The sequence below is a fragment of the Sphingomonas jaspsi DSM 18422 genome, from assembly GCF_000585415.1.
Classification (GTDB): Bacteria; Pseudomonadota; Alphaproteobacteria; order Sphingomonadales; family Sphingomonadaceae; genus Sphingomicrobium; species Sphingomicrobium jaspsi.
This window is the reverse complement of sequence record NZ_KK073876.1, coordinates 653067-678124: the sequence shown is the minus strand read 5'-3', so window position 1 is coordinate 678124 and position 25058 is coordinate 653067. Positions and strand designations below refer to the sequence as shown.

The 25058-nt window shown below is 64.8% G+C and carries 23 protein-coding genes and 2 tRNA genes; 12 read left to right on the top strand and 13 right to left on the bottom strand.

What is annotated here, in order from left to right; translation table 11 throughout:
• Window positions 1-59: 59 nt before the first annotated feature.
• The gene (locus G570_RS03420) at window positions 60-1052 is read right to left on the bottom strand and encodes a zinc-dependent alcohol dehydrogenase family protein (RefSeq protein ID WP_245600252.1); all 993 of its coding nucleotides are present in this window, start codon (window positions 1050-1052) and stop codon (window positions 60-62) included.
• 114 nt (window positions 1053-1166) lie between these two features.
• Here G570_RS03420 and G570_RS03415 point away from each other — a divergent pair, with 114 nt between their 5' ends.
• Both G570_RS03415 and G570_RS03410 read left to right on the top strand, forming a co-directional pair.
• A complete protein-coding gene (locus tag G570_RS03415) occupies window positions 1167-2036 on the top strand; it encodes a LysR family transcriptional regulator (protein ID WP_037503627.1) in 870 nt (289 codons plus the stop codon).
• Window positions 2037-2230: 194 nt separating this feature from the next.
• Window positions 2231-2923 (top strand): VIT1/CCC1 transporter family protein, encoded by a 693-nt coding sequence (locus G570_RS03410; protein ID WP_037499155.1) that lies wholly within the window; start codon window positions 2231-2233, stop codon window positions 2921-2923.
• Window positions 2924-3037: 114 nt separating this feature from the next.
• Here the strand turns inward: G570_RS03410 and pepN are convergent, their stop codons facing one another.
• The gene (pepN, locus tag G570_RS03405; protein WP_037499151.1) at window positions 3038-5635 is read right to left on the bottom strand and encodes an aminopeptidase N; all 2598 of its coding nucleotides are present in this window, start codon (window positions 5633-5635) and stop codon (window positions 3038-3040) included.
• 125 nt (window positions 5636-5760) lie between these two features.
• On the opposite strand from pepN, the gene G570_RS03400 reads away from it, so the two are divergent.
• Window positions 5761-7020 (top strand): M48 family metallopeptidase, encoded by a 1260-nt coding sequence (locus tag G570_RS03400; RefSeq protein WP_051503998.1) that lies wholly within the window; start codon window positions 5761-5763, stop codon window positions 7018-7020.
• Here G570_RS03400 and G570_RS03395 read toward each other — a convergent pair whose 3' ends face one another.
• From G570_RS03395 to G570_RS03385, 3 genes are all read right to left on the bottom strand, one after another.
• Window positions 7021-7959: a DMT family transporter gene (locus G570_RS03395; RefSeq protein ID WP_037499148.1), complete on the bottom strand. Its 939-nt coding sequence runs from the start codon at window positions 7957-7959 to the stop codon at window positions 7021-7023.
• Between the two features lie 4 nt (window positions 7960-7963).
• Complete coding sequence (locus tag G570_RS03390) at window positions 7964-8968, bottom strand: threonine aldolase family protein (RefSeq protein WP_037499145.1); 1005 nt, start codon at window positions 8966-8968, stop codon at window positions 7964-7966.
• A 132-nt stretch (window positions 8969-9100) separates the two neighbouring features.
• Window positions 9101-9175, bottom strand: a tRNA-Thr gene (locus tag G570_RS03385).
• Between the two features lie 92 nt (window positions 9176-9267).
• On the opposite strand from G570_RS03385, the gene G570_RS14045 reads away from it, so the two are divergent.
• Entirely contained in the window at window positions 9268-9393 is a 126-nt protein-coding gene (locus G570_RS14045; protein ID WP_281169492.1) for a hypothetical protein, read from the top strand.
• On the opposite strand, the gene G570_RS13570 is transcribed toward G570_RS14045, so the two are convergent.
• The 3 genes from G570_RS13570 to G570_RS03375 form a co-directional block, all read right to left on the bottom strand.
• Window positions 9357-9509 carry a hypothetical protein gene (locus G570_RS13570; protein WP_156930304.1) on the bottom strand — a complete coding sequence of 51 codons (153 nt, stop codon included), beginning with the start codon at window positions 9507-9509 and terminating at the stop codon, window positions 9357-9359. The two genes, G570_RS14045 and G570_RS13570, sit on opposite strands and share 37 nt — an antisense overlap.
• 89 nt (window positions 9510-9598) lie before the next feature.
• Window positions 9599-9976, bottom strand: coding sequence for a VOC family protein (locus G570_RS03380; protein WP_037499142.1), 378 nt, complete (start codon window positions 9974-9976; stop codon window positions 9599-9601).
• A gap of 55 nt (window positions 9977-10031) precedes the next feature.
• Window positions 10032-11825 (bottom strand): aminopeptidase P family protein, encoded by a 1794-nt coding sequence (locus G570_RS03375; RefSeq protein WP_037499139.1) that lies wholly within the window; start codon window positions 11823-11825, stop codon window positions 10032-10034.
• A gap of 72 nt (window positions 11826-11897) precedes the next feature.
• On the opposite strand from G570_RS03375, the gene G570_RS03370 reads away from it, so the two are divergent.
• The 6 genes from G570_RS03370 (at window position 11898) to G570_RS03345 (ending at window position 17921) form a co-directional block, all read left to right on the top strand.
• Window positions 11898-13949 (top strand): S9 family peptidase, encoded by a 2052-nt coding sequence (locus G570_RS03370; protein ID WP_037499136.1) that lies wholly within the window; start codon window positions 11898-11900, stop codon window positions 13947-13949.
• A 78-nt stretch (window positions 13950-14027) separates the two neighbouring features.
• Window positions 14028-15260, top strand: a complete 1233-nt coding sequence (locus G570_RS03365) for a vanadium-dependent haloperoxidase (RefSeq protein ID WP_051503997.1) — start codon at window positions 14028-14030, stop codon at window positions 15258-15260.
• A complete protein-coding gene (locus tag G570_RS03360; RefSeq protein WP_037499133.1) occupies window positions 15257-15658 on the top strand; it encodes an acyl-CoA thioesterase in 402 nt (133 codons plus the stop codon). The genes G570_RS03365 and G570_RS03360 overlap by 4 nt, the downstream gene beginning before the upstream one ends.
• Window positions 15659-15690: 32 nt before the next feature.
• Window positions 15691-16326, top strand: a complete 636-nt coding sequence (gene maiA, locus G570_RS03355; protein ID WP_037499131.1) for a maleylacetoacetate isomerase — start codon at window positions 15691-15693, stop codon at window positions 16324-16326.
• 31 nt (window positions 16327-16357) lie between these two features.
• Window positions 16358-17143, top strand: a complete 786-nt coding sequence (locus G570_RS03350; RefSeq protein WP_037503619.1) for a class II aldolase/adducin family protein — start codon at window positions 16358-16360, stop codon at window positions 17141-17143.
• 70 nt (window positions 17144-17213) lie between these two features.
• The gene (locus tag G570_RS03345) at window positions 17214-17921 is read left to right on the top strand and encodes a type 1 glutamine amidotransferase domain-containing protein (protein ID WP_037499128.1); all 708 of its coding nucleotides are present in this window, start codon (window positions 17214-17216) and stop codon (window positions 17919-17921) included.
• Window positions 17922-17989: 68 nt separating this feature from the next.
• Here G570_RS03345 and G570_RS03340 read toward each other — a convergent pair.
• The 3 genes from G570_RS03340 to G570_RS03330 form a co-directional block, all read right to left on the bottom strand.
• A tRNA-Pro gene (locus G570_RS03340) sits at window positions 17990-18066 on the bottom strand.
• A 77-nt stretch (window positions 18067-18143) separates the two neighbouring features.
• On the bottom strand, window positions 18144-19451 hold the full coding sequence (locus G570_RS03335; RefSeq protein ID WP_037499124.1) for an FAD-dependent oxidoreductase: 1308 nt from the start codon (window positions 19449-19451) through the stop codon (window positions 18144-18146).
• 94 nt (window positions 19452-19545) lie between these two features.
• A complete protein-coding gene (locus G570_RS03330) occupies window positions 19546-19866 on the bottom strand; it encodes a polyhydroxyalkanoic acid system family protein (protein WP_051503996.1) in 321 nt (106 codons plus the stop codon).
• A gap of 59 nt (window positions 19867-19925) precedes the next feature.
• Here G570_RS03330 and G570_RS13060 point away from each other — a divergent pair, with 59 nt between their 5' ends.
• Together G570_RS13060 and clpB are read left to right on the top strand one after the other, a co-directional pair.
• Window positions 19926-20717 (top strand): D-Ala-D-Ala carboxypeptidase family metallohydrolase, encoded by a 792-nt coding sequence (locus tag G570_RS13060; protein ID WP_051503995.1) that lies wholly within the window; start codon window positions 19926-19928, stop codon window positions 20715-20717.
• A gap of 63 nt (window positions 20718-20780) precedes the next feature.
• Entirely contained in the window at window positions 20781-23360 is a 2580-nt protein-coding gene (gene clpB / locus G570_RS03320) for an ATP-dependent chaperone ClpB (protein WP_037499120.1), read from the top strand.
• Between the two features lie 18 nt (window positions 23361-23378).
• On the opposite strand, the gene G570_RS03315 is transcribed toward clpB, so the two are convergent.
• Both G570_RS03315 and G570_RS03310 read right to left on the bottom strand, forming a co-directional pair.
• Entirely contained in the window at window positions 23379-24041 is a 663-nt protein-coding gene (locus G570_RS03315) for a Fe2+-dependent dioxygenase (RefSeq protein WP_037499117.1), read from the bottom strand.
• 8 nt (window positions 24042-24049) lie between these two features.
• Window positions 24050-25051, bottom strand: a complete 1002-nt coding sequence (locus G570_RS03310; RefSeq protein ID WP_037499115.1) for a hypothetical protein — start codon at window positions 25049-25051, stop codon at window positions 24050-24052.
• Window positions 25052-25058: the final 7 nt, after the last annotated feature.

Below are 25058 nucleotides of genomic sequence, written 5' to 3'. Positions count from 1 at the left end.
GGTCCTCGGCGGCGAAACCGATAGTGGGGTGAACTTTGGTTCTATCCGACTGCATCGATTCATTGGGCAATTGTGATTGCGATCTTGCCCTGCTGCCGCACGACCCCGTTTCGACCTGCGACCGCGTCATAGGCTGTCTCAATCTCCTCCATGGAGAAGGTCCGTGGATCGAGACGAGGAATGAGCTTGCCCGCATCGACGAGTTCGCTCGCACTCTTCAGGATTTCCCCGAAGTGTGCACGGCCTTGGTCGGCCAGAAGTGGGTGCAGTGTGAATACGCCGGAATAGGTCGCTTGCTTGAAGGAGAGCGGAGCAAGTTTGTGTGTACCCCAGCCCAGACAGCTGACCACATGTCCGAACCGCTTTACGGCGCGGAATGAAGCATCCAGCACGGGACCGCCGATCGTATCGTAGACTAGATCGAAACCTCGACCGTCGGTGTGCTCGGCGGCATACTGCTCTGCCTCAATGGACCCGTCGATTGGGATCGCACCCAAGCTTCGCACATAGTCGAGATCTTCTCGCAGAGCGGTTGCGAAGACTTTCGCTCCTCGCGCAAGCGCAATTTGTACAGCAGCGTGGCCCACGCCTCCGCCACCGCCCTGGATCAAAACCGTCTTCCCGGCTTGTAACTGAGCGCGATCGATCAGCCCTTCCCAGGCCGTAATGATAACCAGCGGCAGCACAGCTGCCTCCAGCATCGTGAGTGAATTGGGTTTCCGTGCCAGCAGTCTTGCGTCCACCGCCGCAAACTGCGCCTGCGACCCCTGCAGCCCGCCGACGCCCCCAGTCAGCCCGAATACAGCGTCGCCGATGCGGAAGTTCTCGACGCCCGCGCCGATTGCAATCACGGTTCCGGCAAGATCCATTCCGAGGATGGCCGGCAGGGGCTGATTGGCGTGGGGCGCCTCGCCCGACCTGATTTTGGCATCCAGAGGATTGGTGCCGCTCGCTTCAATCTGAACTAGAACCTGGCCAGGGCCAGCTTCCGGGCGCGCAACCTCGCGCAAAATGAAAGGCCCGTTGGTCGCTTCGACAACGGCGGCGGTCATAGTTGGCGTGGACATGAGCAACCTCCTGATGGCGACTGGAAGATGCGCTCATTCGACTTTGACTAAAAGTCGCAAAACATGCACGTTGTCCATGCAATTCTGAATGGATACGACATGTCCGCTGCCCCTCTTGAGTGGAGTGACCTGCGGGTTTTCCTTGCGATCGCTCGAGAAGGAACGCTCGGAGCCGCAGGCCGACGTTTGAAGCAATCTCAGCCGACGATGGGCCGGCGGCTGCGCGCTCTCGAAGAGGCCGTGGGCGCGAAACTGTTCCAGCGTTCTACGTCCGGCTTATCGCTGACCGACGATGGTGAAATCATTCTTCGCCACGCCGAAGTGATGGAGGCTGAAGCGATCGCAATGGAACGTCAGCTTTCCGGTCGAAATGGATCCCTGGAAGGTATGCTGCGGCTGACCTGCTCCGACTGGTTCGGGCGAATCATGGTGGCACCGGTGATCGCGGAGTTTGCACTTCTTCATCCCGCTGTTGTCGTTGAGATGCTCACCGATGCCCGGGTCTACAGTCTAGTTCGTCGCGAGGCCGATCTAGTGATCCGCATTGCCGGATTCGACGAGCCAGAGGTTGTCGCCCGAAGGCTGACGACCGTAAGCTATGCGCTCTACGGCAAAATAGGGAGGTGGAAGCCGGTCGCGGGGGATGGACTGGGCTGCCCGTTGATCATGATGGATACGGGCTTCGGCGGGATGCCTGACGTCGCCTGGCTGACTCGGACTTTCCCGAACGCTCACATCGCGGCACGAAGCAATAGTCGAGATGTGCAGGCACAGCTTTGCGCCCTAGGCGTTGGCCTAGCTGTACTTCCGGTGTCGCTTGGCGAGGCAACTGCGGGAATCGAAAAGGTCGAACTGGACATCGCTCCGCCAAGTCGGGACAATTGGTTGGGTTTCCACAGGGATCTCGGGCGATTGCCTCGTCTGCGCGCGTTTGTGGACTTGCTGGTGGAACGCCTCGCTCACGAATAGCCGCGCCACCTAACCCGTAGCCCGAACCCTTGCCTGAATATCATGGCCCAACGGCGGGATTTCGCGCTTAGTTGTCGAAAGCCGATGGCTCTGTTCCGGCCAAGCGTAACCGATATCCATGCCGTTGGACCGCCATGCTTTTAAAGGATAGTCTACACTCAAAATATGGTGTGCAGGGCTATTAGGGTTTGGGCATGACGCATTCCGAACGGCATCTAGTCGAACGAATTGGTTGGCTTCGTGCGGCCGTGCTTGGCGCCAACGACGGCATCGTATCCACATCTAGTCTGATTGTCGGAGTGGCAGCAGCCGCTACGGGCAAGACGGAAGTCCTGCTCGCCGGCGTAGCTGGACTCGTTGCCGGGGCGATGTCCATGGCGGCGGGAGAGTTTGTATCGGTGAGCTCTCAAGCCGACACCGAGCAGGCTGACCTTGACCGCGAGAGGACCGAGCTCGCCGCCCAGCCAGAGTTTGAGCATGCTGAGCTGGCATCAATATACCGAGCTCGTGGCCTCGATGAAGAAACGGCGGACATTGTAGCGAAGCAGCTCATGGCAGCCGACCCGCTCGCGGCCCACGCCCGAGACGAGCTAAGCATCACGCAAACCACGACGGCGCGACCGATTCAAGCGGCGCTGACCTCGGCGGCCACGTTCACGGCCGGAGCGGCAATCCCACTCGCGGTTGCCTGGATTGCTCCAGTCGGTCGCACTATGCTGCTCAGCGTTTCCGGCCTCTCACTCGTCGCCTTAGGAATACTCGGCGCGATTGGCGCAAAGACTGGTGGAGCGCCAGTGGTCAAAGCAACGTTCCGGGTAGCGTTCTGGGGCGCATTCGCGATGGCTTTGACTGCGGGGATCGGCAAATTGGTGGGAACGTCAGTTTGATCCGGCGTGGCCGATTTGCAGCAATTTCCACCTGAAGCCGACCGTCCGCTTCCGGGCTAAAAGCAGCCGCTCGCTGCTTTGGCCGAACGACCGCTTTCCACCCTTAGCGGACGATCACGCCAACGACTTCGACGCCTGTTCGAACACGTCCTTGCTGAGCCCCGGCGTCGCCACGATGCGTTCGAGTTCGGCGCGCATCATTTCGGCGCGGCCGGGCTCCAGGCGGCGCCAGCGGCCGAGCGGCGGGACCTGCCGCGCGGCGACCTGCGGGTTCAACCTGTCGACTTCGATGATGCGGTCGGCGAGGAAGCGGTAACCGCGGCCGGACGCTTCGTGGAATGCCCATTGGTTGGCAGCGAAGCTGCCGACCAGCGCGCGCCAGCGGTTCGGATTCTTCAGCGTGAAGTCGGCATGCCCCGCCAGCCGTTCGACCGCATCGACCGTGTCGCTGCGCTGGGCGATCGCCTGCAGCATGAACCATTTGTCGAGCGTCAGCGTGTCGCCCTGATAGCGCTGGTAGAAGTCGGCGAACGCCGCCTCCCGATCCGCCCCGTCGAGGCTCGCCAGCACCGCCAGCGCGCCTTGCCGGTCGGTCATATTGTCCGCCGCATCATATTGCGCCTTGGCCAGCGCCGCGCCGCGCGCGGGGTTGCCCGCCGCGAACAGCGCCAGCGTCACCGACTTCAGCTTGCGGATGCCCTTGGCGTGCGGGCTGAGGTCGTTGCCCGGCGCGCCCATCGCCTGCGCTTCGGCCAGTTCGCCCGCCAGCGCTTCCCCGATTGCGCGGCGCAGCGCCTCGCGGCTTTCGTGGATGGCATCGGGATCGACCACCTCCATACGGTCGCCGATCAGGCTTTCCGACGGCAGGGTCAGCGCCTCGCCCTTGAACGCGGCGTCGAGTTCGTTGCTGGTCAGCGTCCGCCGCACCGCGTCGATCACCGGCCAGGGATCGATCGCCTCGCCCTTCGCGCCCGCAATCAGCGATCGCAGCATCAGCTCCTGCCCGGCCTCATATCGGGCGAAGGCATTGTTGTCGCACGCGGCCAGCCGCTCCAGCTCGCCCGCCTGGCGCGTCACGTCCATCACCACCGGCGCGGAAAAGTCGCGGTTGATCGACAGCAGCGGCGTTTCGGAGATGCCCTCGAACCGCACCTCGGCCTGGCTGTCGCGGAGCAGCACCAGCCGTTCCTCGCCCAGCATCGCGCCGCTGTCGCGCCCGATGAGGGCGGTCTTCAGCGGGATGACCATCGGCTGCTTGCCGCTCTGGCCCGGTGTGTCGGGCACGACCTGCGACAGCTTCAGCACCGCCGCGTCGCCGTCGCGCTCCAGCCTCGCGCCGATCTTCGGCGTCCCGGCCTGCGAATACCACAGGCGGAACTGCGACAGGTCGACGCCGCTGGCATCCTCCATCGCCTTAACGAAATCCTCGCAGGTCGCGGCCGTCCCGTCGTGGCGCTTGAAATAGAGGTCGCTGCCGGCGCGGAACTTGTCCGGACCAAGCATGGTCTTCATCATGCGGATCACTTCCGCGCCCTTGTTGTAGACGGTCGCGGTGTAGAAATTGGTGATCTCGATATAGCTTTCGGGGCGGATCGGATGGGCCAGCGGCCCGGCATCTTCCGGGAACTGGATCGCGCGCAGCAGCCGCACATCGTCGATCCGCTTGACCGCTTCCGACCCCATGTCGGCCGAGAAGCTCTGGTCGCGGAAGACGGTGAAGCCTTCCTTCAGCGAAAGCTGGAACCAGTCGCGGCAGGTGACGCGGTCGCCCGACCAGTTGTGGAAATATTCGTGCGCGACGACGCCCGCGATGGCGTCGAAATCGGCGTCGGTCGCGGTGTTCTGGTCGGCCAGCACATAGCGCGAGTTGAAGATGTTGAGGCCCTTGTTCTCCATCGCGCCGAAGTTGAAATCATCGACCGCGACGATGCTGAACAGGTCGAGGTCATATTCGCGGCCGTAAACTTCCTCGTCCCACTGCATCGCCGCCTTCAGGCTGGCCATCGCATGATCTGTTTTCGGCAGGTCCTTTTCGCGCACCCACACCGCCAGCTCGACCTCGCGCCCGCTGAAGGTGCGGAACCGGTCGCGATTGGCGGCAAGGTCGCCCGCGACCAGCGCGAACAAATAGCTCGGCTTGGGGAAGGGGTCGTGCCATTCGGCCCAGTGCGTCCCGCCGTCGCCATCGCCCTCGGCGACCTTGTTGCCGTTGGCGAGAAGGATCGGGAAGCGCGCCTTGTCCGCGCTCATCCGCACCGTGTAGACGCCCAGCACGTCGGGCCGGTCGGGGTGGAAGGTGATACGCCGGAAGCCTTCGCTCTCGCACTGGGTGCACAGGATGCCGCCCGACGCATAAAGCCCCATCAGCTGCGAATTGGCCTCGGGCGAGATTTCGACCTCGGTCGCGATCTCGGCCCGGTCGCGATCCATGTCGATCACCAAGTCGTCGCCGTCGAGCGTCCAGCGCGCCGGCTCGCCATCCACCGTGACGCTGAGCGGCTTCAGTCCGTCGCCCGCCAGGCGAAGCGGACGCGGATGGTCCCCGTTCCGCACGACCTTGAGCAGCGCGCGAACCCGCGTCGCCGCCGGATCGAGCGCCAGGTCGAGCCGCACCTCCGGCACCCACCAGTCGGGTTCGCGGTAATCCTTGCGGAAAATGCTGACATGCTCCGGCGAGGTCGGAGCTTCGGGAGAGATTACTGCGTCGGCCATGTACCGTGCCTAGGAAGGCCACGCGTTCGACGCAATGCCTGTGGTTTCGATCAACGACCAGCAGCACCCTTGCGTCGGCCAATGGCGACGGTCAGTCTGGCTGCGTAACGATAATTGGGGGCACCATGACCATCGACCTGCTTGCTGCGGCGACCGCCACATTCGATCCCGACGCCGCGACCCGCGCCTATCTCGCCACGCTGCAAGGCGCTGCCCGCGCGCGCAGCGACGCCTATTTCGAAGGCGGCTACTGGATCGCGCTGTGGGACGGTTTGGTTGCCGCGCTGGCCTATTGGCTGATGCTCCATCTGGGCTGGTCGGCGAAGTGGAGCGCCTGGGCGTCGCGCGTAACGCGCCGGCCCGCCTTGCAGGCCGGGCTGTACGCCATCCCCTTTTCGGTCGTCGGCGCGCTGTTGCTGCTGCCGTGGGGGGCCTACACCGGCTACTTCCGCGAGCATCAATACAGCATGAGCAACCAGACCTTCCCCGCATGGCTGGGCGAGCTGGCGATCGGCGCGGGCGTCAACCTCGTCTTCATGTTCGTGCTGTTCGCGATCGTCTTCGCAGTGATCCGCAAGGCACCGCGCACATGGTGGTTGTGGGCGACCGGGACGATCGTCGCGCTGATGGTCTTCCTCGTCATGCTGAGCCCGCTGTTCGTCGAGCCGCTGTTCAACAAATATACGCCGATGAAGGACGGGCCGGTGAAGGCCGAGATCCTGCGCATCGCCCATGAACAGGAAATCCCGACCAACGACGTCTACGTCGTCGACGCGTCGCGCCAGACCAAGCGTATTTCCGCCAATGTCGCGGGCCTTGGCCCGACCATCCGCATCGCGCTCAACGACAATCTGCTCAACCGTTCGAACCTCGCCGGAATCAAGTCGGTGATGGGTCACGAGATGGGCCACTACAAGCTGCACCATGTGTGGAAGCTGATCGGCTATTTCAGCCTCATCGCGCTGCTCGCCGCGGCGTTGCTGAAATGGGGCGCGCCGCCGCTGCTCGCCCGCTACGGCGACCGGTGGAAGGTGAAGTCGGTCAGCGATCCGGCGGTGGCGCCGCTGTTCGGCCTGCTGATCGCGCTCTATCTCATCCCGGCCGACATCGCTTTCAACAGCGTCATCCGCCATCATGAAAGCGAAGCCGACGCCTTCGGCCTGGAGGCCGCGCGCGAACCCGACGGTTTTGCCATGACCGCGATGCAGCTCAGCGAATATCGCAAGATCGAACCGGGCAAGTGGGAGGAAATCCTCTTCTACGACCACCCGTCAGGCCGAACCCGCGTCCAGATGGCGATGGACTGGAAGGCGAAGCACCTCAAGGAACTGCCCGTCGACCAGCAACGCGCCTTCGTCATGACCGCCGACCAGCCGGCGAAGTGATCAGCCCGCGTCGGGGGCGGCGGCCGGCAACGGTCGCCGTCGCCACGCCAGCGCCAGCAGCATTCCGCCCACCGCCAGCGCCGCGCCGCAGCCCGCCAGCAGGCTCCAGCGATATCCTTCGAACAGGGTCGACAGCGCCATCGCGATGATCGGCACCATGACGCTGCTGTAGGCGGCCCGGCCCGGTCCGATCTTGCGAACCACGGGAAAATAAAGGCTGAAGCAAAGCACCGACGCGGCCAGCGCGAGGTAGAGCAGCCCGAGCACATAACCGGGTCGCGGATCGAAGGTCGGCGGCCCGGCGACGATGCTGGCAATACCGACGTCGAGCATCGCGCCGATCGCCATCGCCCAGGCCAGCAGGCTGAACAGCGGGTGGCGCCGCGCCTCCTCGCCCGCCTGATAGACATTGGCCATCGATGCGCCGAGCAGGCCAAGCAGCGTGAAGCCGAGGCCGATCAAAATCCTGTCGGGCGATTCCGGGCTGACCTGTAATTCGTGCAGGAACAGCAGGGCCACGCCGGCCACCGCCACCGCCGCCCCGGCCATGAAGCGCGCGCCCGGTTTCTGCTTCAGGAAGGCCCAGGCCAGCAGCGAATTGGGGATCAGCAGGATGGCGAAAACCGTCGCGACGATGCCCGAGGTGATGAAGCGTTCCGCCATGTAGACGCTGTTGAAGTTCATGCAGAACTGGGTGAAGCCGAGCACCGCCGCCGCTTTCAGCCCGCCGCGGTCGAGCCGCAGCGAATCGCCGTTCCACCGTGCCACCGCCGCCATTGCCACCGCGGCGATGCCGAAGCGATAGGCGACCGACCATTGCGGGGCGACAACGCCGAGCTGGTCGCGGATGACGATCCAGGTCGAACTCCACACCAGCGTGAAGACGATGAACGGGATGACGACCGACCGGTCGATCGGATGCTCGCCCGGGGCGCTCATGGCGCTAAAGCGCTCGGATTGCGGCGGCCAGCCGCTCGACCGCGGACATGTCCTGATCCCAGCTGGTCACCAGGCGGACCTCTCCCGGCGCCCAGTCGTAAAAGTCGAAGCCCCGTGCGCGGATCGCGGCGGCCTCGTCCGGGGTCATCCGCACGAACAGTTCGTTGGCCTCGACCGGGTGGACGAGCCGCTCGCTTCCGCAAGCATCGGCAAGCGTCGTTGCGGCACGGTTGGCGGCACGCGCGTTGTCGAGCCACAAGTCGCCCTCCAGCAGCGCGAGGATCTGCGCGGCGGCATAGCGACCCTTGCTCATCAAATGGCCCGACCGCTTGCGCAGGCGCGGCACGACCTCGGCCTTGGCGGGGTCGAAAAAGACCAGTGCCTCGGCATTCATCCCACCATTCTTGACGCAGCCGAAGCTCAGCACGTCGACACCCGCCCGCCAGGTCACGTCGGCGGGATCGCATCCGGTGAAGGCGATGGCATTGGCGAAGCGCGCGCCGTCCATGTGGAAGCCGAGCCCGCGCCGCTTGGCGACCTCCCCCAGCGCGGCGACTTCATCGGGGCGGTAGGCCAGGCCATATTCGGTGGCATTGGTGATGCTGAGCGCGGCAGGCTGGACCTGGTGGACGTCCGCGCGGACGCGGGCGCAGGCTTCCTCGACCGCGTCCGGCGAGACCTTGGCGCCCTCGCCGCCCAGCAGCGTCAGCTTGGCGCCATGGGTGAAAAAGCCCGGCGCCCCCGCCTCGTCCTGCTCGATATGCGCGAATTCGTGGCACAGGATCGACCCATGCGGCGGGCAGACGGCCGCGAGCGCAAGGCAGTTGGCGGCGGTGCCGGTGGTCACCCACAGCGCCCGCACGTCAGTCCCGAACAGGTCGGAAAAGGCGCCGTCGAGCTTCGCCGACCATTCATCGCCGTCATAGGCCGTGGTGAGGACGTTGGCGCCGGCAAGCGCCTCAAGCACCTTGGGATGAGCGGGCGCGGCATTGTCGGAAAAGAAGCGCATGCGCTGCGTGTGGCGGGACGCGATGCGGGCGTCAATCGGCGGGTGAGATGTTCGTCTTTCCCGAAGGCCCGAGCTTGGCCTCCGGCGGATCATTCCGCGAAAACCATCCCCCGGATGGTCTTCGGGGAATGATGGTGCTGCCGGTGAGGATTGAACTCACGACCTCAGCCTTACCAAGGATGCGCTCTACCACTGAGCTACGGCAGCATGATGTCGGAAAGACGGGCGGGCCTATGGCCGACGCGTCACGACTCGTCAAGCGACTTGCAGCGATGCCGCGCGAAGATTAGCGCTGGGCCATGGCCAAGAGGGACAAGGAAGAGCGGCTCGCCGCTGCGCTGCGCGAGAATTTGCGGCGCCGCAAGGCGCAGAACCGCGAATCGGCTGATCAGAAGAGCGAAGCGACCGACGCCGACAAGGCATAGGCCTTGTCGAGCCCGCGATTGAGCGCGGCGCGCGGTCCCATGATGTAGAGCGCGGCCAGCACCCAGCCCAGCGCCATCCACAGCAGCGGCGCCTTGGCCGCCTTCAACTTGCTCATGCCCTAATTCCCCCAGTGACAGGCGGCAATTGTCCCCAACCGCCTGCCCCGGTCAATGCGGTTCGCCGCAACGGCGATTCCGCTCGTCGTTACTCGGGCGCCTTCATCAGGAAGGCGTTGAGCTTGTTGCCATCGGGATCGCGGAAATAACCGGCATAGAAACCGCCGCCGCGATCGCCCGGCGCACCCTCGTCGGTCCCGCCATTGGCCAGCGCGATGTCGTAGAGCCGCTGCACCTGCGCTTCGTCCTTGGCTTCCAGTGCGACCATCACGCCATTGCCCACGGTGGCACTATTGCCGTCGAACGGCTTGGTGAGGCCGATGCCTGCCCCACCGCCATGCTCGCCCCAGGCGATGAACGTTTCGAATTCCATCATCCGGCCGACGCCCAGCTCACCGCACAAGGCATCATAAAACTTCGCCGCACGGGGCAGATCGTTGGTGCCGAGCGTCACATAACCGATCATCGCGCTTCTCCTGTCCTGAGTCAGATAAGGAACATAACGCGAACGAACAGTCAGGTCAAAGCGGCGCGCACTGGTCCTTGAGCCATTCGAGATCGGCGCCCGACAGTTGCGGTCCGATCTTCGCCAGCACCTCCGCATGATAGGCGTTGAGCCAGTCGCGCTCCTTCGCGGAAAGCATCGAGGCGTCGATCAACTTCTTGTCGATCGGCGCGAAGGTCAGCGTCTCGAAGCCGAGCATTTCCTTCTCCGCGCCCGCAATCTCGACCGGCACCACCAGCACCAGGTTCTCGATGCGGATGCCGAAATCGCCCTGCTTGTAATAGCCGGGCTCGTTGGACAGGATCATGCCCGCCTGCAGCGGCTCGTCCCCGCCCGACTGGCTCGATCCGACCGGCGAGATGCGCTGCGGACCTTCATGCACGCTCAGGAAGCTGCCGACGCCATGGCCGGTGCCATGGGCATAATCGACGCCCGCCTCCCACAGCGGACGTCGCGCGAAGCTGTCGAGCTGGCTGCCGCGGGTGCCCTTGGGGAAGACCGCCGTCGCGATCGCGATATGGCCCTGCAGCACCCGCGTGTTGCGATCGATCATCTCCGCCGTCGGCTCGCCGATCGGCACGGTGCGGGTGATGTCGGTGGTGCCGTCCTGATACTGGCCGCCCGAATCGACGAGGTAGAGCGTGCCCGGCTTGAACGGCAGGTTGGATTCGACCGTGCCCTTGTAATGCGGCAGCGCGCCGTTGGGGCCATAAGCGCTGATCGTGTCGAAGCTTAGGTCGCGCAGATCGCCATGTTCCTTTCGGAACGCCTCCAGCCGGTCGGCGGCGATGATTTCGTCGAGGCCGCCCTTTGGCGCTTCATCCTCGACCCACTTCAGGAACCGCGACACCGCCGCGCCGTCGCGCGCCTGCGCCGCCTTTTGCCCGCCGATCTCCGCCTCATTCTTGATCGCGCGCGGCAGCACGGTCGGATCGCGGCGCTTCAAGATACGCGCCCCGCCCGCTTCCAGCGCCTGGGCGATGGCGGCGACCGAGCGTTCGGGGTCGACCGCGACGATCTTGCCCTCCAGCGTCTTCAGATAATCCTCGAACGCATCGCGCTCGTGCAGCCGCACGCCATTGCCGAGGTGGGCGCGGACGTCGTCTCCGACCTTCTCGCCCGCCACGAACAGGTCGGTGGTCCCGTCCTTGTGCGACACCGCATAGGCAAGCGCGACCGGCGTATGAGTGACGTCGGCACCGCGCACGTTGAGCGTCCAGGCGATCGAATCGAGCGCCGCCAGCACCGCGGCATCCGCCCCTTCCTTTTCGAGCCAATCGGCGATGTCGTGGCGCTTCTCGGCGCTGGTCTTGCCGGCGAGTTCGTCCGGTTGGACGATCAGCCGCGCCTTCGACGGTTCGGGCTGGTCGGCCCAGACCTTGTCGATCGGGTTCTTGCCCACCGCGACCAGTTCCGCGCCCTTCGCGGCCAGTTGTTCGGTCGCCATCTTCACCCATTCGGCGGTGTGCAGCCACGGGTCGTAGCCGATCCGCGCGCCCGAAGCGGCATTGTCCTTCAGCCATTGCGCGACGCTGGTTTCCGGGACCGACTGGTAGCTCCATTCGGTCGGGCTGACCTGCTGGCGTACCTGGATGGTGTAGCGACCGTCGGTGAAGATCGCCGCTTCTTCCGGCAGCACCACCGCGCTGCCCGCAGAGCCCTTGAAGCCGGTCAGCCATTCCAGCCGCTGGGCATAGCTGCCGACATATTCGCTCATATGCTCGTCGGTCAGCGGCACCACGAAGCCGTCAAGGCGATCTTCCTTCAGCTGGGCGCGAAGGGCGGCAAGGCGGTCGGCGTAGGAGGACATGGCAAATTCCTATGTGGTCGCTATCTCTATGGCCCCTATCTAGTCGTTCGACCCGCAAACAGGAACCCGTGCATGACCCTTCCCACACCGCCCGTCGCCGAGCAGCGTCCATACAGCTACGAACGGCACGGGGTGCGGGTGGACGACCCTTGGCACTGGCTGCGCGACCAGGGCTATCCCAACGTTACCGACGAGGATGTGCTCGATTATCTCAAGGCGGAGAACGCCTATTTCGAGGCGTGGAAAGGCCCACACGAAGGGCTGATCGAGGACCTTTTCCAGGAGATGAAGGGCCGCATCAAGGAAGATGACGCCTCAGTGCCATTGAAGAACGGCGACTGGCTTTATTGGTCGGAGTTCAAGACCGGCACCCAATATCGCCTGTGGCATCGCAAGCGCCTCGACGGGTCGCAAGCGCAGCTGATCTACGACGAAAATGCCGAGGCGGGGGACCGCGACTATTTCAAGCTCGGCGCGATTTCGGTCAGCCGCGATGCCAAGCTGCTGGCGACCTTGGTCGACGACAATGGATCGGAACGCTTCAAGCTGATCGTCCGCGACCTTGCCACCGGCAAGGACATCGAAACCGTCACCGACGTCGGCATCGGCGAGCCGGTGTGGACCCCCGACAGCAAGGGCATCGTCTTCACCGAGGTCAACGACCAGTGGCGCAGCTACCGCGCCCGCTACCACCGCATCGGCGACGATCCTGCCAAGGCCGTGACGCTCTACGAGGAAAAGGACGACATCGCCTTCTCGGTCAGCGCCGACCGCGCGACCGACGACAGCCTGATCTTCATTTCGACCGGCAACAACAGCTCGACCGAAGTCCGCTTCGTCCCCGCCAACGACCCGACCGCACCGCTGACCCTGGTTCGCGCGCGCCAGCCCGAGCTGGAATATCAGTGCGACGCCGCCCACGGCCGCCTGTGGATCTACACCAACAACGGTCATGTGAATTTCCGCGTCATGTCCGCCGATCCCGCCAACCCCGGCGAGTGGCGCGAGGAAGTGGCGGGCAGCGACCAGACCTATATCCGCGGCATCGGCGCGCACCGCGACCATCTCATCATTTCCGCCCGCGTCGACGGCCTCGACCAGCTGCTGCTGCGCGATTATGCGACCGGCGAGATCGAGCGCGTGCCCTTCACCGAAGCCAGCTACAGCGCCGGCTTTGCGGGCAACCCCGAATATGCGCCCGACGCCTATCGCCTGACCTATTCGTCGATGGTCACGCCCGCGACGACCTACGACTACCACCCCGCCGACCGGCGGCTCGACGTGCTAAAGGTTCAGGAAATCCCGTCGGGCTATGACGCATCGCTCTACGTCACCGAACGCGTCACCATCGACGCCCGCGACGGCGCGAAGATCCCGGTGTCGGTGCTGCGGCGCAAGGACATGCCCCTCGACGGATCGGGCAAGCTCTTCATCTACGCCTATGGCGCCTATGGCATCGCCATCCCGCCTGCCTTTTCGACCAGCCGCCTGAGCCTCGTCGATCGCGGCTTCGCCTACGCCATCGCCCATATCCGCGGCGGCGACGACCTTGGCTATCAATGGTTCCTCGACGGCAAGCTCAAGAAGCGCACCAACACCTTCAACGATTTCGTCGACGTCACTCGCGGCCTCATCGCCAAGGGATATGCCAGCGCCGGGCGCGTCGCCGCGCAGGGCGGTTCGGCGGGCGGCGAGCTGATGGGCGCAGTCGTCAACCAGGCGGGCGAGCTATACGGCGCGGTCGTCGCCGACGTGCCCTTCGTCGACGTGCTGGCGACCATGCTCGACGACACGCTGCCGCTCACCCCGGGCGAATGGACCGAATGGGGCAATCCGATCACCGATCCGGACGCCTTCCATTTGCTCAAGAGCTACAGCCCCTACGACAATGTAACCGCCAAGCCCTATCCGCCGCTGCTGATCACCGGCGGCCTCCACGACCCGCGCGTTACCTATTGGGAGCCCACCAAATGGGCCGCGCGCCTCAGGGCGACCAAGACCGACGACCATCTCCTGCTCTTGAAGATCAACATGGGCGCGGGCCATGGCGGCAAGTCGGGACGCTGGAATTCGCTCTACGAGGTTGCGGAAGCCTACGCCTTCGTCCTGACCCAGATCGACTGACGAATCCGCGCTGTTTTGCGGCGCGGACAAGCCATGATATGCCTCCGCTCCGCAATCAGGAGAGGGGGGCTTTTCCAAATGCGATCCATCACATTCGTCGCCACCGCTGCGCTTGCCTGCGCGATCGCGGCGCCGGCGCGCGCCGACATCATCACCGACAGGGCCAGCTATGCGCTGAAGCTGGACGGCAGCGCAGACCGGACCGCCGACAATGCGCCGACCAACAGCCAGGTTGCGGCGGCGATGTTCGAAGCGGCCAATGCGATCGACCGTCGATATGAGCCCCTGTTGGGCCTTGCAGCCGCGACCCGTCCCGCCTCGACCGATGCGGCGGTGATCGTCGCGGCGCGCGATGTGCTGCTCGCCCATTATCCTACCAAGAAAGACCGAATCCTCGAAAACGCCAGCTTCGCGCTCGACGCCCTGGGCGGAGACCCGGCGGCCCGGGCCGAAGGGGAACGCATCGGCGCCGCCGCCGCCGCAGCGGCCTTGACGCGCGGTACGCTCGATCCGGCCGTCAAGCTGGTCGACTATCGCCCGCGCACGTCGCCCGGCACCTGGGTCGGGGCGAGCCTGCCCGTGTTCCAGCCCTATTGGCAGGGCATGCATCCTTGGGCCCTGGCATCCCCCAGCGCGATCCGCCCCGGCCCACCGCCGGCGCTGACCAGCGAGCGTTATGCGCGCGACTTCGACGAGGTGAAGCGCCTTGGCGGGACCAAGTCGACCGAGCGTACGCCCCACCAGTCGCTGATGGCGCGATACAGGATTACGCCCGACATCATGCCTACCGTGCGCCGCATCGCCGGACAGCCCGGTCGCCGGGCGGTCGACAATGCCCGCCTGCTCGCGCTTCTATGGATTGGTGAATATGACGAGGGTTTGGCGATGATCGACGCCAAGATGCATTATAATTTCTGGCGCCCAATCACTGCGATCCGCAACGCTGAGGACGACGGCAATCCCACCACCACGCCCGACGCCGGCTGGACGCCGATGATCAACACGCCTAACCACCCCGAATATCCCTGCGGCCATTGCGGCTATGCGTCGGTAACCGCGGAAATCCTGAAAGCCGAGGTCGGAAATGCGCCGCCGGGCGGGGTCGAAATAGCATCGGACTCGATTGACGATGCCGTCGTGATGCGGCTGCCAACGTTCGACAAGTGGGTGCAGGAAGTGAGCTTCAGCCGGACGCTGGGCGGGGTCCATTACCGCTTTTCCAACGAGGCTGCCGAAGACATGGGACGCAAGGTCGCGACGGCCGTGCTGGGATTGATGAAGCCGCTGAAAACGTCCAGTCGGAGAAAATGACCCGCCCCGTCTTCGAAAAACGCATCACCGCCCGTCCCGAACACATCGACGAGCTTGGGCACGTCAACAATGCGGTATGGGTGCAGTGGATTCAGGACGTCGCGCTGTCGCACTGGTATTCGGTGGCCGATGCGACGCACCAGGACGATTACATCTGGGTCGTAGTGCGACACGAGATCGACTATCTCCGAGCCGTGACCGAAGGCGAAACGGTCACGGGCCGCACCTGGGTCGGCGAAGCGCCAAAGGGCGCTCGCTTCGACCGCCACATGGAATTCGTCGGCGACGACGGGAAGGTACGGGTCAAGGCCGTTACGACCTGGGCGATCATCGACAAGGCTGCCGGCCGTCCGATCCGCGTTCCGGCGGAGGTTGTCGCGCCGTTCATGGGCGATTGACGCAAGGGCGCGCGGAGGCGCAATAGCCGGTCATGAGCCGCGCTGTCCTCTACGACTATTTCCGCTCCTCGGCCGCCTATCGGGTGCGCATCGCGCTCAATCTCAAGGGCGTTGATTACGAGCAGCGCTCGATCAACCTTGCAGAGGGCGTGCAGAAGGGCGGCGATTATCGCGCGGTCAATCCGCAGGGCTTCGTCCCGTGCCTCGAAATCGACGGCCACACGCTGACGCAAAGCCTGTCGATCGCAGTCTACCTCGACCAGACGATTCCCGAACCCGCGCTGATGCCGCGCGATCCGATCGACGGCGCGCACGTTCGCAGCCTCGCGCTCATGATCGCCTGCGACATCCACCCGCTCAACAACCTGCGCGTGCTCAAATATCTCGCCGGCGAACTGGGCGTCAGCGAGGCGCAGAAGGACGAATGGTATCGCCACTGGATCGCCGAAGGGCTGACCGCGCTGGAAGCGATGGCGAAGCCGCGCGCCGGGGCCTATCTGTTCGGCGACCAGCCGACGCTGGCTGACGTCTGCCTCGTGCCCCAGCTCTACAATGCTCGGCGCTTCAACGTGCCGCTCGACCCCTACCCCTATCTCCGCCGCGCCGACGAGACCGCGACCGCGCACCCGGCCTTCGCGGCGGCGCACCCCGATAAGCAGGACCACTGACATGAACCGCGTCGACAATATCAACAAGGGCATGGACCAGGTGACCGCGCTGGCGCAGGTCGACATCCCCAGCCTGAAGGGCAAGGTCAGCGACGAGGAATGGAAAATCCGCGTCGACCTCGCCGCCGCCTACCGGATGGTTGCCCATTATGGGTGGGACGATCTCATCTTCACCCATCTGTCCGCACGCATTCCGGGGCCGGAGCATCATTTCCTCATCAACCCCTACCAGCTGATGTTCGAGGAAATCACCGCATCCTCGCTGGTCAAGGTCGATGTCCACGGCAATCCGGTCGAGCCCACCCCGTTCATCACCAACCCGGCGGGCTTCACCATCCATTCGGCGATCCACATGGCGCGGGAGGACGCGCATGCCGTGATGCACCTTCACACACCGCACGGGCAGGCCGTCAGCGCGCATGAGGACGGGCTGCTGCCGCTCACCCAGACCGCGATGCTGGTCCGCGGCGACCTCGCCTTCCACGACTATGAAGGCGTTGCCACCGACCTCGACGAGCGCGAGCGGCTGGTCGCGGACCTTGGCGACAAGGGCGGCATGCTGCTGCGCAATCACGGCACGCTGGCGGTCGGCGGCAACGTCGGCGAATGTTTCCTCAAGCTCTATTTCATCGAACGGGCGTGCCAGGCGCAGATCATGGCGCTCAGTGCCGGCGACAAGGTATCGAACCCGCCGCAAGGCACGCCTGAGCTGGCGGCCGAACAGGGTTCGGTCGGCCTCAAGGTCGCGGCCAACATGCTGGCGTGGCCGGCGCTGCTGCGGAAGGCGTATCGACTGGATCCGGGTTTCGCGACCTGAGCGCCTTTAAAAGGTAATGCAGCGGCCCTATCTACGCATCGGGCGGGGGATTACCGAATGAGGAATCCCGATGAACTTCCTGATGGTTCTCACCAGTCACGACCAGCTTGGCGACACCGGCAAGAAGACCGGCTTCTGGCTCGAAGAATTCGCCGCGCCCTATTATGTCCTGAAGGACGCCGGTCACACGATCACGCTCGCCAGCCCCAAGGGCGGCCAGCCGCCGCTCGACCCCAAGAGCGACGAGCCTGACGCGCAAACCGAGGCGACCAAGCGCTTCAAGGCAGATGCCGAAGCACAGGCCCAGCTGGCGTCGACCGAAACGCTGTCGAGCATCGATCCCTCGACGTTCGACGCGGTCTTTTATCCCGGGGGCCACGGCCCGCTGTGGGACCTCGCGAACGACCCGACGTCCAAGTCGATCATCGAAACGACGCTGGCGGCGGACAAGCCCGTCGCGCTGGTCTGCCACGCGCCCGCGGTGCTGAAGAATGTCCAGGCGCCCAACGGCGATCCGCTGGTCAAGGGCCGCAAGGTCACCGGTTTCACCAATGCAGAGGAAGAGGCGGTCGGCCTGACCGACATCGTCCCCTTCCTGCTCGAAGACGAACTGAAGGCGCAGGGCGCGGACTTCAGCGAAGGCGGCACGTTCACCGAACATGTGGTGACCGACGGTCTCCTCATCACCGGCCAGAACCCGCCGTCGAGCGAGGCTGCCGCCGAAGCGCTATTGAAGGTGCTGGAAGAGCAGCGCCAGCCGGAAGCGGCGGACGCCTGAGTAGTTTAGGGTAGGCTGGAATAGGATTTTCATGCCCGGACTGCCCTCGGCAGTCCGGTGCGTGAAAATGGTCGGGGAGAGAGGATTCGAACCTCCGGCCCCTGCCTCCCGAAGACAGTGCTCTACCAGGCTGAGCTACTCCCCGACCGCTCCGGACGTTAGACGTCCGGGCAAGGCGAGCGCTCCCCTAGCGGGCCAACCGGCGATACGCAAGCGGTTCGCCTAGTGACCCAGCAATTTTAGCCAGTCGGCGTGCCGCACGATCTTTTCGCGCGGTGCGTCGGGCCGCGCCGCGGCTTCCTCTGCCTGCTCTATTCGGCGCCAGTCGTCGAAATCGGTCGATCTGACCGCCGCGGCCGAGAGGCGCTGGTCGAGCCCCGTCCCGCCCGCTTTTCCGCCATCGGTGCCCGGCGGCATCGCCGCTGAAACCTGCTCGGCAACGTCGTAGCCGTCGGGCCGATTGGTGCCGATCGTCCCCGACGGGCCGCGCCGCGCCCAGCCGACGCAGTAAAGCTGGTCGTCGATGCGGCCATCCTTGTTGGCGAAGCGGCCGCCCTTGTCGTCATAGGGCACGCCCTCGATTCGCGGAGTCTGGTAGCCGATGCAGCTGATCACCAGGCTGGCGGGGATGGCATAATGTTCGCCGGTCCCGACGCCTTGTCCTTCCTCGTTGAGCGCAGTCCGTTCGACCACCAGCCGTTCGGCGCGGCCATCCCCTTCGATGCGGACAGGGCGGGCGAAGAAATCGAACCGGACGCTTTTGGGCTTGGGATCATGCGCACGGGCAGCAAAATCGCGTAGATGCGTGACCGACTTGCGCTGACCCGGGTCGAGCGCTTCGTCGGCGGACGCGTCCGGGAAATCGGGCACGTCGACATAGGGTTCGGCGGCGGACAGGTGGCCAAGCTCTCCCAGTTCCTTGGGCGTCATCGCGATCTGGTGTGGGCCGCGTCGACCGACGATCGTGATTGTGCGGATATTCGACGCTTCGAGAGCGTCCAGCGCATGCGCGACGATGTCCGACCCGGCGAACTCCTCACGCGTTTTCGACAGGATGCGGGCGCAGTCGAGCGCGACATTGCCATTGCCGATGATCGCCGCCGCCGCGCCATCCAGCGGCGGATCGATATCGGCGAAATCGGGGTGACCGTTGTACCAGCCGACGAAGGCCGCAGAGCCGATGACGCCGGGCAGATGCTCGCCCTCGATCCCCAGCGTGCGATCGTGCGGGGCGCCGGTGGCAAAGATGACCGCGTCATAGAGGTCGCGCAAGTCGGCGACCGACACCGCGTCCCCCACCGCGACATTGCCCACGAACCGCACCTGCGCCTCGTCCGCGACCTTTTCGTAGCGCTTCGACACGGCCTTGATCGACTGGTGGTCGGGCGCGACGCCGAAGCGGATCAGGCCGTACGGCACGGGCAGCTTGTCGATGATGTCGATCCGGGCGGCGTCGCCATAGGCCTTCACCAGCGCTTCGGCGGTATAAAATCCCGCCGGTCCCGAACCCACGATCGCGAAATGACGCATCCAGCCGACTCCCGCCGTTTGCGGGGAGACTAGGGCCTGATCGTTACCGGCGAAAGCACGCAGCTAGCGGCGGTAACGTGAATCAGGCCCTCAATCAGTCGCCTCGCTTGTCGTCGAGCAGCAAGTCGCTGCCTTTTTTGCGCAGCGCCGCCTCGATCGGGCCGGCCATGAAGGACAGCATGCCGGGCAGGTTGAAGCGGCAGATGACCCGTTCGTCCTCGACCACCAGTTCCGCCTGAAGTGCCTGTCCCATCACCCCGATATCGAGGTTGAGCGTGTCGCCGGCCCAGCCCGACTTGACCTCTGCCGCGCCGGGCAGATGGTTTTCAAGCTTGTGGACATTGTCGGCGATGCGGCGGTGCGCTTCCTGCCTGCCGAGACGATGCGGTACGTCGACCGAGTGGGAATAACTCATTGCCGCAAGATGCGGACCGCCCGCTTGCAATTCAATGGCGCGCAGCGTTTCATGCAGTGATGAAGCGGTTGTTGCTCATTTTGCCGCTGGTGCTGGCCAGCCAGACGGCCGCCGACGCCCAGTCGTTCAACCCTGCGGCCGACTATGTCACCGCCGGGCAGGACGAGCCGGGTTACCGCGCGTGGATGGCCGGGGCGAGCTGGCGGCCGACCTATGTGAAGGCGTTCAACGACTATCTTGCGCAATATGGCGTCGCGGGCGTGGTCCCGACGTGGCAGTTGCTGCGTACCGCCACGGACTGGAGGAAGTGCGGCGCGGACCCGTTCGAAGTCCCGCCGACCAGCGGCTGGCCCAACATCGTCGCCGCCCTTCGCTACATCGGGACCTATGTCGAACCGCGCATCGGCCCGGTCGAAGCGGTGTCGGTGTATCGCAACCCGGCGCTCAACAGTTGCGCCGGCGGCGCACCCGAAAGCACGCACCGGACGGTCGGCGCGATCGACATGGTCCCGTTGCGGCCGGTCACGCGCGGGCAGTTGATGACCATGTTGTGCGATATCCACGTCCGCGACGGCAGCTGGAACAACATCGGCCTGGGCTTTTACAAAGGCGTGCGGTTCCACATCGACGCCAAGAAATATCGCGAATGGGGTACCGCCGGCGCGGCAGGCGGTTTCGGCTGCACGGCGGTGCTGGCGCAAGGGCCCATGCCGACCCGGCCGGACATCGGCCCGCCGCCGCTGTCCCCGGCGCCGCCACCGATGCAACCCACGCTGTCACCGGGCTTCAAGGTGATCAGCGCGCCGCCGTCCACGCCGGCCGCGAAGGACCCGCTGGCACCGACCAACTGAGGGCTTGTCTTAGCCCGATAACACACCACATCGACGCCAAGACACGAACATTGGGGCTCGTAAATGGACTTTGAAAAATTGACCGACCGCGCGCGCGGCTTCCTTCAGGCGGCCCAGACGATTGCGGTCCGCGAACATCACCAGCGCATCACCCCGGCGCACTACGCCAAGGCGCTGCTCGACGACGAACAGGGTATGGCGGTCGGCCTGATCAACGCGTCGGGCGGTGATGGCGCCGCAGCGCGCCGCGCGGTCGATGCGCTGGTCGCCAAGGAACCGAGCGTGACCGGCAGCGGCGCGACCAGTGCGCCGGGCGTCGACGGCGACCTGATTCGCATCCTCGACAAGGCGCAGGAAATCGCGACCAAGGCGAACGACAGCTATGTGACGGTCGAGCGGATCCTGCTGGCCTTTGCGCTGGCCAAGGGCACGCCGGTAGGCGACGCCCTGGCCCAGGCTGGCCTGAAACCGCAGGCGCTCAACGCCGCCATCGACAAGCTGCGCGGCGGGCGCACCGCCGATACGCAGGGCGCGGAAGATCGCTACGACGCGCTCAAGAAATATGCGGTCGACCTGACCCAGCGCGCGCTCGACGGAAAGCTCGACCCGGTCATCGGCCGCGACGAGGAAATCCGCCGCACCATCCAGGTGCTGGCGCGGCGGACCAAGAACAACCCCGTATTGATCGGCGAACCCGGCGTCGGCAAGACTGCGATCGCGGAAGGCTTGGCACTGCGCATCGCCAACGGGGACGTTCCCGACGGCCTCAAGGACCGCAAACTGTTGAGCCTCGACATGGGCGCGCTGATCGCGGGCGCGAAATATCGCGGCGAGTTCGAAGAACGGCTGAAGGGCGTCATCGACGAGGTGAAACAGTCGAACGGCGACATCATCCTGTTCATCGACGAGATGCACCAGTTGGTGGGCGCGGGTAAAAGCGAAGGGGCGATGGACGCGGGCAATCTGTTGAAGCCTGCCTTGTCGCGCGGCGAGCTGCACGTCGTCGGCGCCACGACGCTCGACGAATATCGAAAGCATGTCGAAAAGGACGCGGCGCTCGAACGGCGCTTCCAGCCGGTTTACGTGGGCGAACCGACCGTGGCCGACACCATTTCGATCCTGCGCGGCTTGAAGGAAAAATATGAGCTGCACCATGGCGTGCGCATCACCGATGCGGCGCTGGTTGCGGCGGCGACGCTGTCCAACCGCTACATCACCGACCGCTTCCTGCCCGACAAGGCGATCGACCTGATGGACGAAGCCGCCAGCCGCCTGCGGATGGAGGTCGAGTCCAAGCCGGAAGAGATCGAGAATCTCGACCGCCGCATCATCCAGCTCAAGATCGAGCGCGAAGCGCTGAAAAAGGAAAGCGACGAGGCGTCGAAGGATCGGCTTGTGAAACTGGAAGGCGAGCTCGCCAACCTCGAACAACAGTCGACCGAGCTGACCACCCGCTGGCAGGCGGAAAAGGAGAAGATCAGCGCCGAGGCCGACCTCAAGGCCAAGCTCGATGCCGCACGGATCGAACTGGAGCAGGCGCAGCGGACCGGCGACCTCGCCAAGGCGGGCGAACTGCAATACGGGCGCATTCCCGAGCTGGAAAAGAAGCTGTCCGACGCCGCGCAGGCGTCGAAGGGCGCGATGCTGCGCGAGGAAGTGACCGACGAGGACATCGCCTCGGTCGTCAGCCGCTGGACCGGCGTGCCGGTCGATCGGATGATGGAGGGCGAGCGCGAAAAGCTGCTCAATATGGAGCAGGCGATCGGCGCCAAAGTGATCGGCCAGGCCGATGCGGTAAAGGCCGTCAGCGCCGCCGTCCGCCGCGCCCGCGCGGGCCTGCAGGATCCGAACCGCCCGCTCGGCAGCTTCCTCTTCCTGGGGCCAACCGGCGTCGGCAAGACCGAACTGACCAAGGCATTGGCCGAATTCCTGTTCGACGACCCGACCGCGATGGTCCGCATCGACATGAGCGAATTCATGGAGAAGCACGCCGTCGCGCGGCTGATCGGCGCCCCGCCGGGCTATGTCGGTTATGAGGAAGGCGGCGTGCTGACCGAAGCCGTCCGCCGTCGCCCCTACCAGGTCGTGCTGTTCGACGAGGTCGAAAAGGCCCATGGCGACGTCTTCAACATATTGCTGCAGGTGCTCGATGACGGCCGCCTGACAGACGGGCAGGGCCGCACGGTCGATTTCACCAACACCATCATCATCTTGACCTCGAACCTTGGTTCGCAGTTCCTTGCTTCACTTGGCGAGGACGAGAATCCGACCAATGTCGAAGCGCAGGTGATGGAAGTGGTGCGCGGCCATTTCCGGCCCGAATTCTTGAACCGCCTAGACGAAATCATCCTGTTCCATCGCCTGTCGGCCAGCCACATGGGGCCGATCGTCGATATCCAGGTCAAGCGACTCCAGAAGCTGCTGGAGGATCGCAAGATCCTGCTCGACCTCAGCGACAAGGCACGGGCATGGCTCGGCCGCGTCGGCTACGACCCGGTCTATGGCGCCCGGCCGCTAAAACGCGCGGTGCAGAAATATCTGCAGGACCCGCTCGCCGACGAAATCCTGTCGGGAAAGGTCAAGGATGGGTCGACGGTCAAGGTCGACGAGGGCGACGGCGGGCTGGTGATCACGCCCGCCTGAGCGCGGTGCCGCCAGGCTCTAGGGTTTGTCGGCCCAGTAGCGCAGCAGGTTGGCCTGGACGAGCTGGAGACGGGAGAAATTCTCCTGGTCCATCTTCAGCCCTTCAAGCGCAGCGACTTCGTTCAGTTCGAATAGCAGGCTGCGTTCGAAGGGGTTCTTGAGCTGGCTCTGGATGAAGGTGATGGCCACCAGCCGTTCGCCGCGCGTGACCTTTTCGACTTCGTGGAAGGTGTCGCTGGGATAGAGGATCGCCTCGCCCGGGTTGAGCTTGAACCGAAGATCCGCGTCGCCGTATCGAACGTGAAGAGCGCCCCCGTCATAATCCTTGGGGTCGCTCAGGAAGATGGTGCAGCTGATGTCGCTGCGGATGCGGTGCGTGCCAAGATTGAGGAACGCCGCGTCGGCATGCGCGCCATAATGCATGCCGGGGCCGTATTTGGTCAGCAGCGGCGGCGCGATTACCGCCGGAAAAGCGAATTCGCGGAATTCCTCGCTGCGCTGGAAGGCTTGTAGCAATAGCTGGCTGCTGCGCTGCGATGCTTGCTGGTCGTGAAGCTGCTGGTTGTTCTTCGCCTTGTTGTGCGGATTGGTGATCCGTCCATCGACGAACTGGCTCGCGGCCGCGATCTTGCGACATTCCGCGACCTCGGTCGGGGTCAGCAGGGGCAGGATGCGATACATCTTCTCTCCTAGGCCATGAAGTTCGCGAGCGGCGCCGCGTCCGGGTGGCGCCCGACCATATCATGCAGCCAGCCAAGCGCCCGTTCAATGTCGTCGCGATGCTGCCGCCCCGCCTCGGCCAGCAGGTCCCGTCGCAAGCCAGGGCTATAGTCAAATTCGAGCGCCTTCGAATAGCGCGCCATCAACGGTCCTTCGGCGATCTCACGGATCATCTTATGGTCGACGGGCAATCCGAAATGCGCCGCAACGCGCGACAGGGCTTCTGTCATGTCGACCAGCATGGAATCGAAATCGAACCAAAGGGCCCGGTCACCGACTGCCGCGGCTGCCGCCTGCAGCGACAGCATTTCGGTCAGCCAGGTCGCGGCTGCGCGATGCGCATCGGTTGGCAGATCGCCGGTGTCGACCCCCCGGGCCGCTAGCCGCTGACGGCGGGTGGATTCCAGCGCGTTGAGCTCGACCCTGCTGTTCGGGCCGGCGAGGATGCTGGCGACGTAATTCTTCGGCGATGCGTAGAGCAGCAGGGCCCGGGCATCGGCCCCGATCAGTTGCGGCGCAAGCTCCGACACGAAACTGGTCGCCTTGACGATGACGCGCTGGTCGGGGGCAAAGGCTCGCCCCATCAGGCGCCTGACGGCATCGCAGGCGGCAGGACGGTCGGCCTCGCCGAAGAAGGTCAGGTCGCGGAGCGACCGCGGTTCACGCAGAGCAAGCGCTTCGCGCCACTCGCCGAGCAGCCGCGACACCAGGGTCGAGCCGACATGGCCGATATGGAAAATCCAGCCTGAGCCGGCGGGATCGAGCGTCGATGCCGCGGAAAAAACGGCATCCAGCGCAACCATCTTGGTGAACGACCCTCCCGCGAGCATCCGGTCGTCGAGGAAACTTGCCGCGCGATATGCCGCGGCGTCCATGTCGACCAGCCGTGCCAGGCTTGCCCGGGGGTCGATCGCCTGGACCAGCCAGCGGGCATCGTTGCTGAATTGGGCAGGCAGGGCTTCGGGCGTCATGCCAGCC

What these genes read in the sequence shown, in the direction of transcription:
- G570_RS03420 (WP_245600252.1), bottom strand. Translation starts at nt 1,052, where the DNA reads ATGACCGCCGCCGTTGTCGAAGCGACCAACGGGCCTTTCATTTTGCGC.
- G570_RS03415 (WP_037503627.1), top strand. Translation starts at nt 1,167, where the DNA reads ATGTCCGCTGCCCCTCTTGAGTGGAGTGACCTGCGGGTTTTCCTTGCG.
- G570_RS03410 (WP_037499155.1), top strand. Translation starts at nt 2,231, where the DNA reads ATGACGCATTCCGAACGGCATCTAGTCGAACGAATTGGTTGGCTTCGT.
- pepN (WP_037499151.1), bottom strand. Translation starts at nt 5,635, where the DNA reads ATGGCCGACGCAGTAATCTCTCCCGAAGCTCCGACCTCGCCGGAGCAT.
- G570_RS03400 (WP_051503998.1), top strand. Translation starts at nt 5,761, where the DNA reads ATGACCATCGACCTGCTTGCTGCGGCGACCGCCACATTCGATCCCGAC.
- G570_RS03395 (WP_037499148.1), bottom strand. Translation starts at nt 7,959, where the DNA reads ATGAGCGCCCCGGGCGAGCATCCGATCGACCGGTCGGTCGTCATCCCG.
- G570_RS03390 (WP_037499145.1), bottom strand. Translation starts at nt 8,968, where the DNA reads ATGCGCTTCTTTTCCGACAATGCCGCGCCCGCTCATCCCAAGGTGCTT.
- G570_RS14045 (WP_281169492.1), top strand. Translation starts at nt 9,268, where the DNA reads ATGGCCAAGAGGGACAAGGAAGAGCGGCTCGCCGCTGCGCTGCGCGAG.
- G570_RS13570 (WP_156930304.1), bottom strand. Translation starts at nt 9,509, where the DNA reads ATGAGCAAGTTGAAGGCGGCCAAGGCGCCGCTGCTGTGGATGGCGCTG.
- G570_RS03380 (WP_037499142.1), bottom strand. Translation starts at nt 9,976, where the DNA reads ATGATCGGTTATGTGACGCTCGGCACCAACGATCTGCCCCGTGCGGCG.
- G570_RS03375 (WP_037499139.1), bottom strand. Translation starts at nt 11,825, where the DNA reads ATGTCCTCCTACGCCGACCGCCTTGCCGCCCTTCGCGCCCAGCTGAAG.
- G570_RS03370 (WP_037499136.1), top strand. Translation starts at nt 11,898, where the DNA reads ATGACCCTTCCCACACCGCCCGTCGCCGAGCAGCGTCCATACAGCTAC.
- G570_RS03365 (WP_051503997.1), top strand. Translation starts at nt 14,028, where the DNA reads ATGCGATCCATCACATTCGTCGCCACCGCTGCGCTTGCCTGCGCGATC.
- G570_RS03360 (WP_037499133.1), top strand. Translation starts at nt 15,257, where the DNA reads ATGACCCGCCCCGTCTTCGAAAAACGCATCACCGCCCGTCCCGAACAC.
- maiA (WP_037499131.1), top strand. Translation starts at nt 15,691, where the DNA reads ATGAGCCGCGCTGTCCTCTACGACTATTTCCGCTCCTCGGCCGCCTAT.
- G570_RS03350 (WP_037503619.1), top strand. Translation starts at nt 16,358, where the DNA reads ATGGACCAGGTGACCGCGCTGGCGCAGGTCGACATCCCCAGCCTGAAG.
- G570_RS03345 (WP_037499128.1), top strand. Translation starts at nt 17,214, where the DNA reads ATGAACTTCCTGATGGTTCTCACCAGTCACGACCAGCTTGGCGACACC.
- G570_RS03335 (WP_037499124.1), bottom strand. Translation starts at nt 19,451, where the DNA reads ATGCGTCATTTCGCGATCGTGGGTTCGGGACCGGCGGGATTTTATACC.
- G570_RS03330 (WP_051503996.1), bottom strand. Translation starts at nt 19,866, where the DNA reads ATGAGTTATTCCCACTCGGTCGACGTACCGCATCGTCTCGGCAGGCAG.
- G570_RS13060 (WP_051503995.1), top strand. Translation starts at nt 19,926, where the DNA reads ATGAAGCGGTTGTTGCTCATTTTGCCGCTGGTGCTGGCCAGCCAGACG.
- clpB (WP_037499120.1), top strand. Translation starts at nt 20,781, where the DNA reads ATGGACTTTGAAAAATTGACCGACCGCGCGCGCGGCTTCCTTCAGGCG.
- G570_RS03315 (WP_037499117.1), bottom strand. Translation starts at nt 24,041, where the DNA reads ATGTATCGCATCCTGCCCCTGCTGACCCCGACCGAGGTCGCGGAATGT.
- G570_RS03310 (WP_037499115.1), bottom strand. Translation starts at nt 25,051, where the DNA reads ATGACGCCCGAAGCCCTGCCTGCCCAATTCAGCAACGATGCCCGCTGG.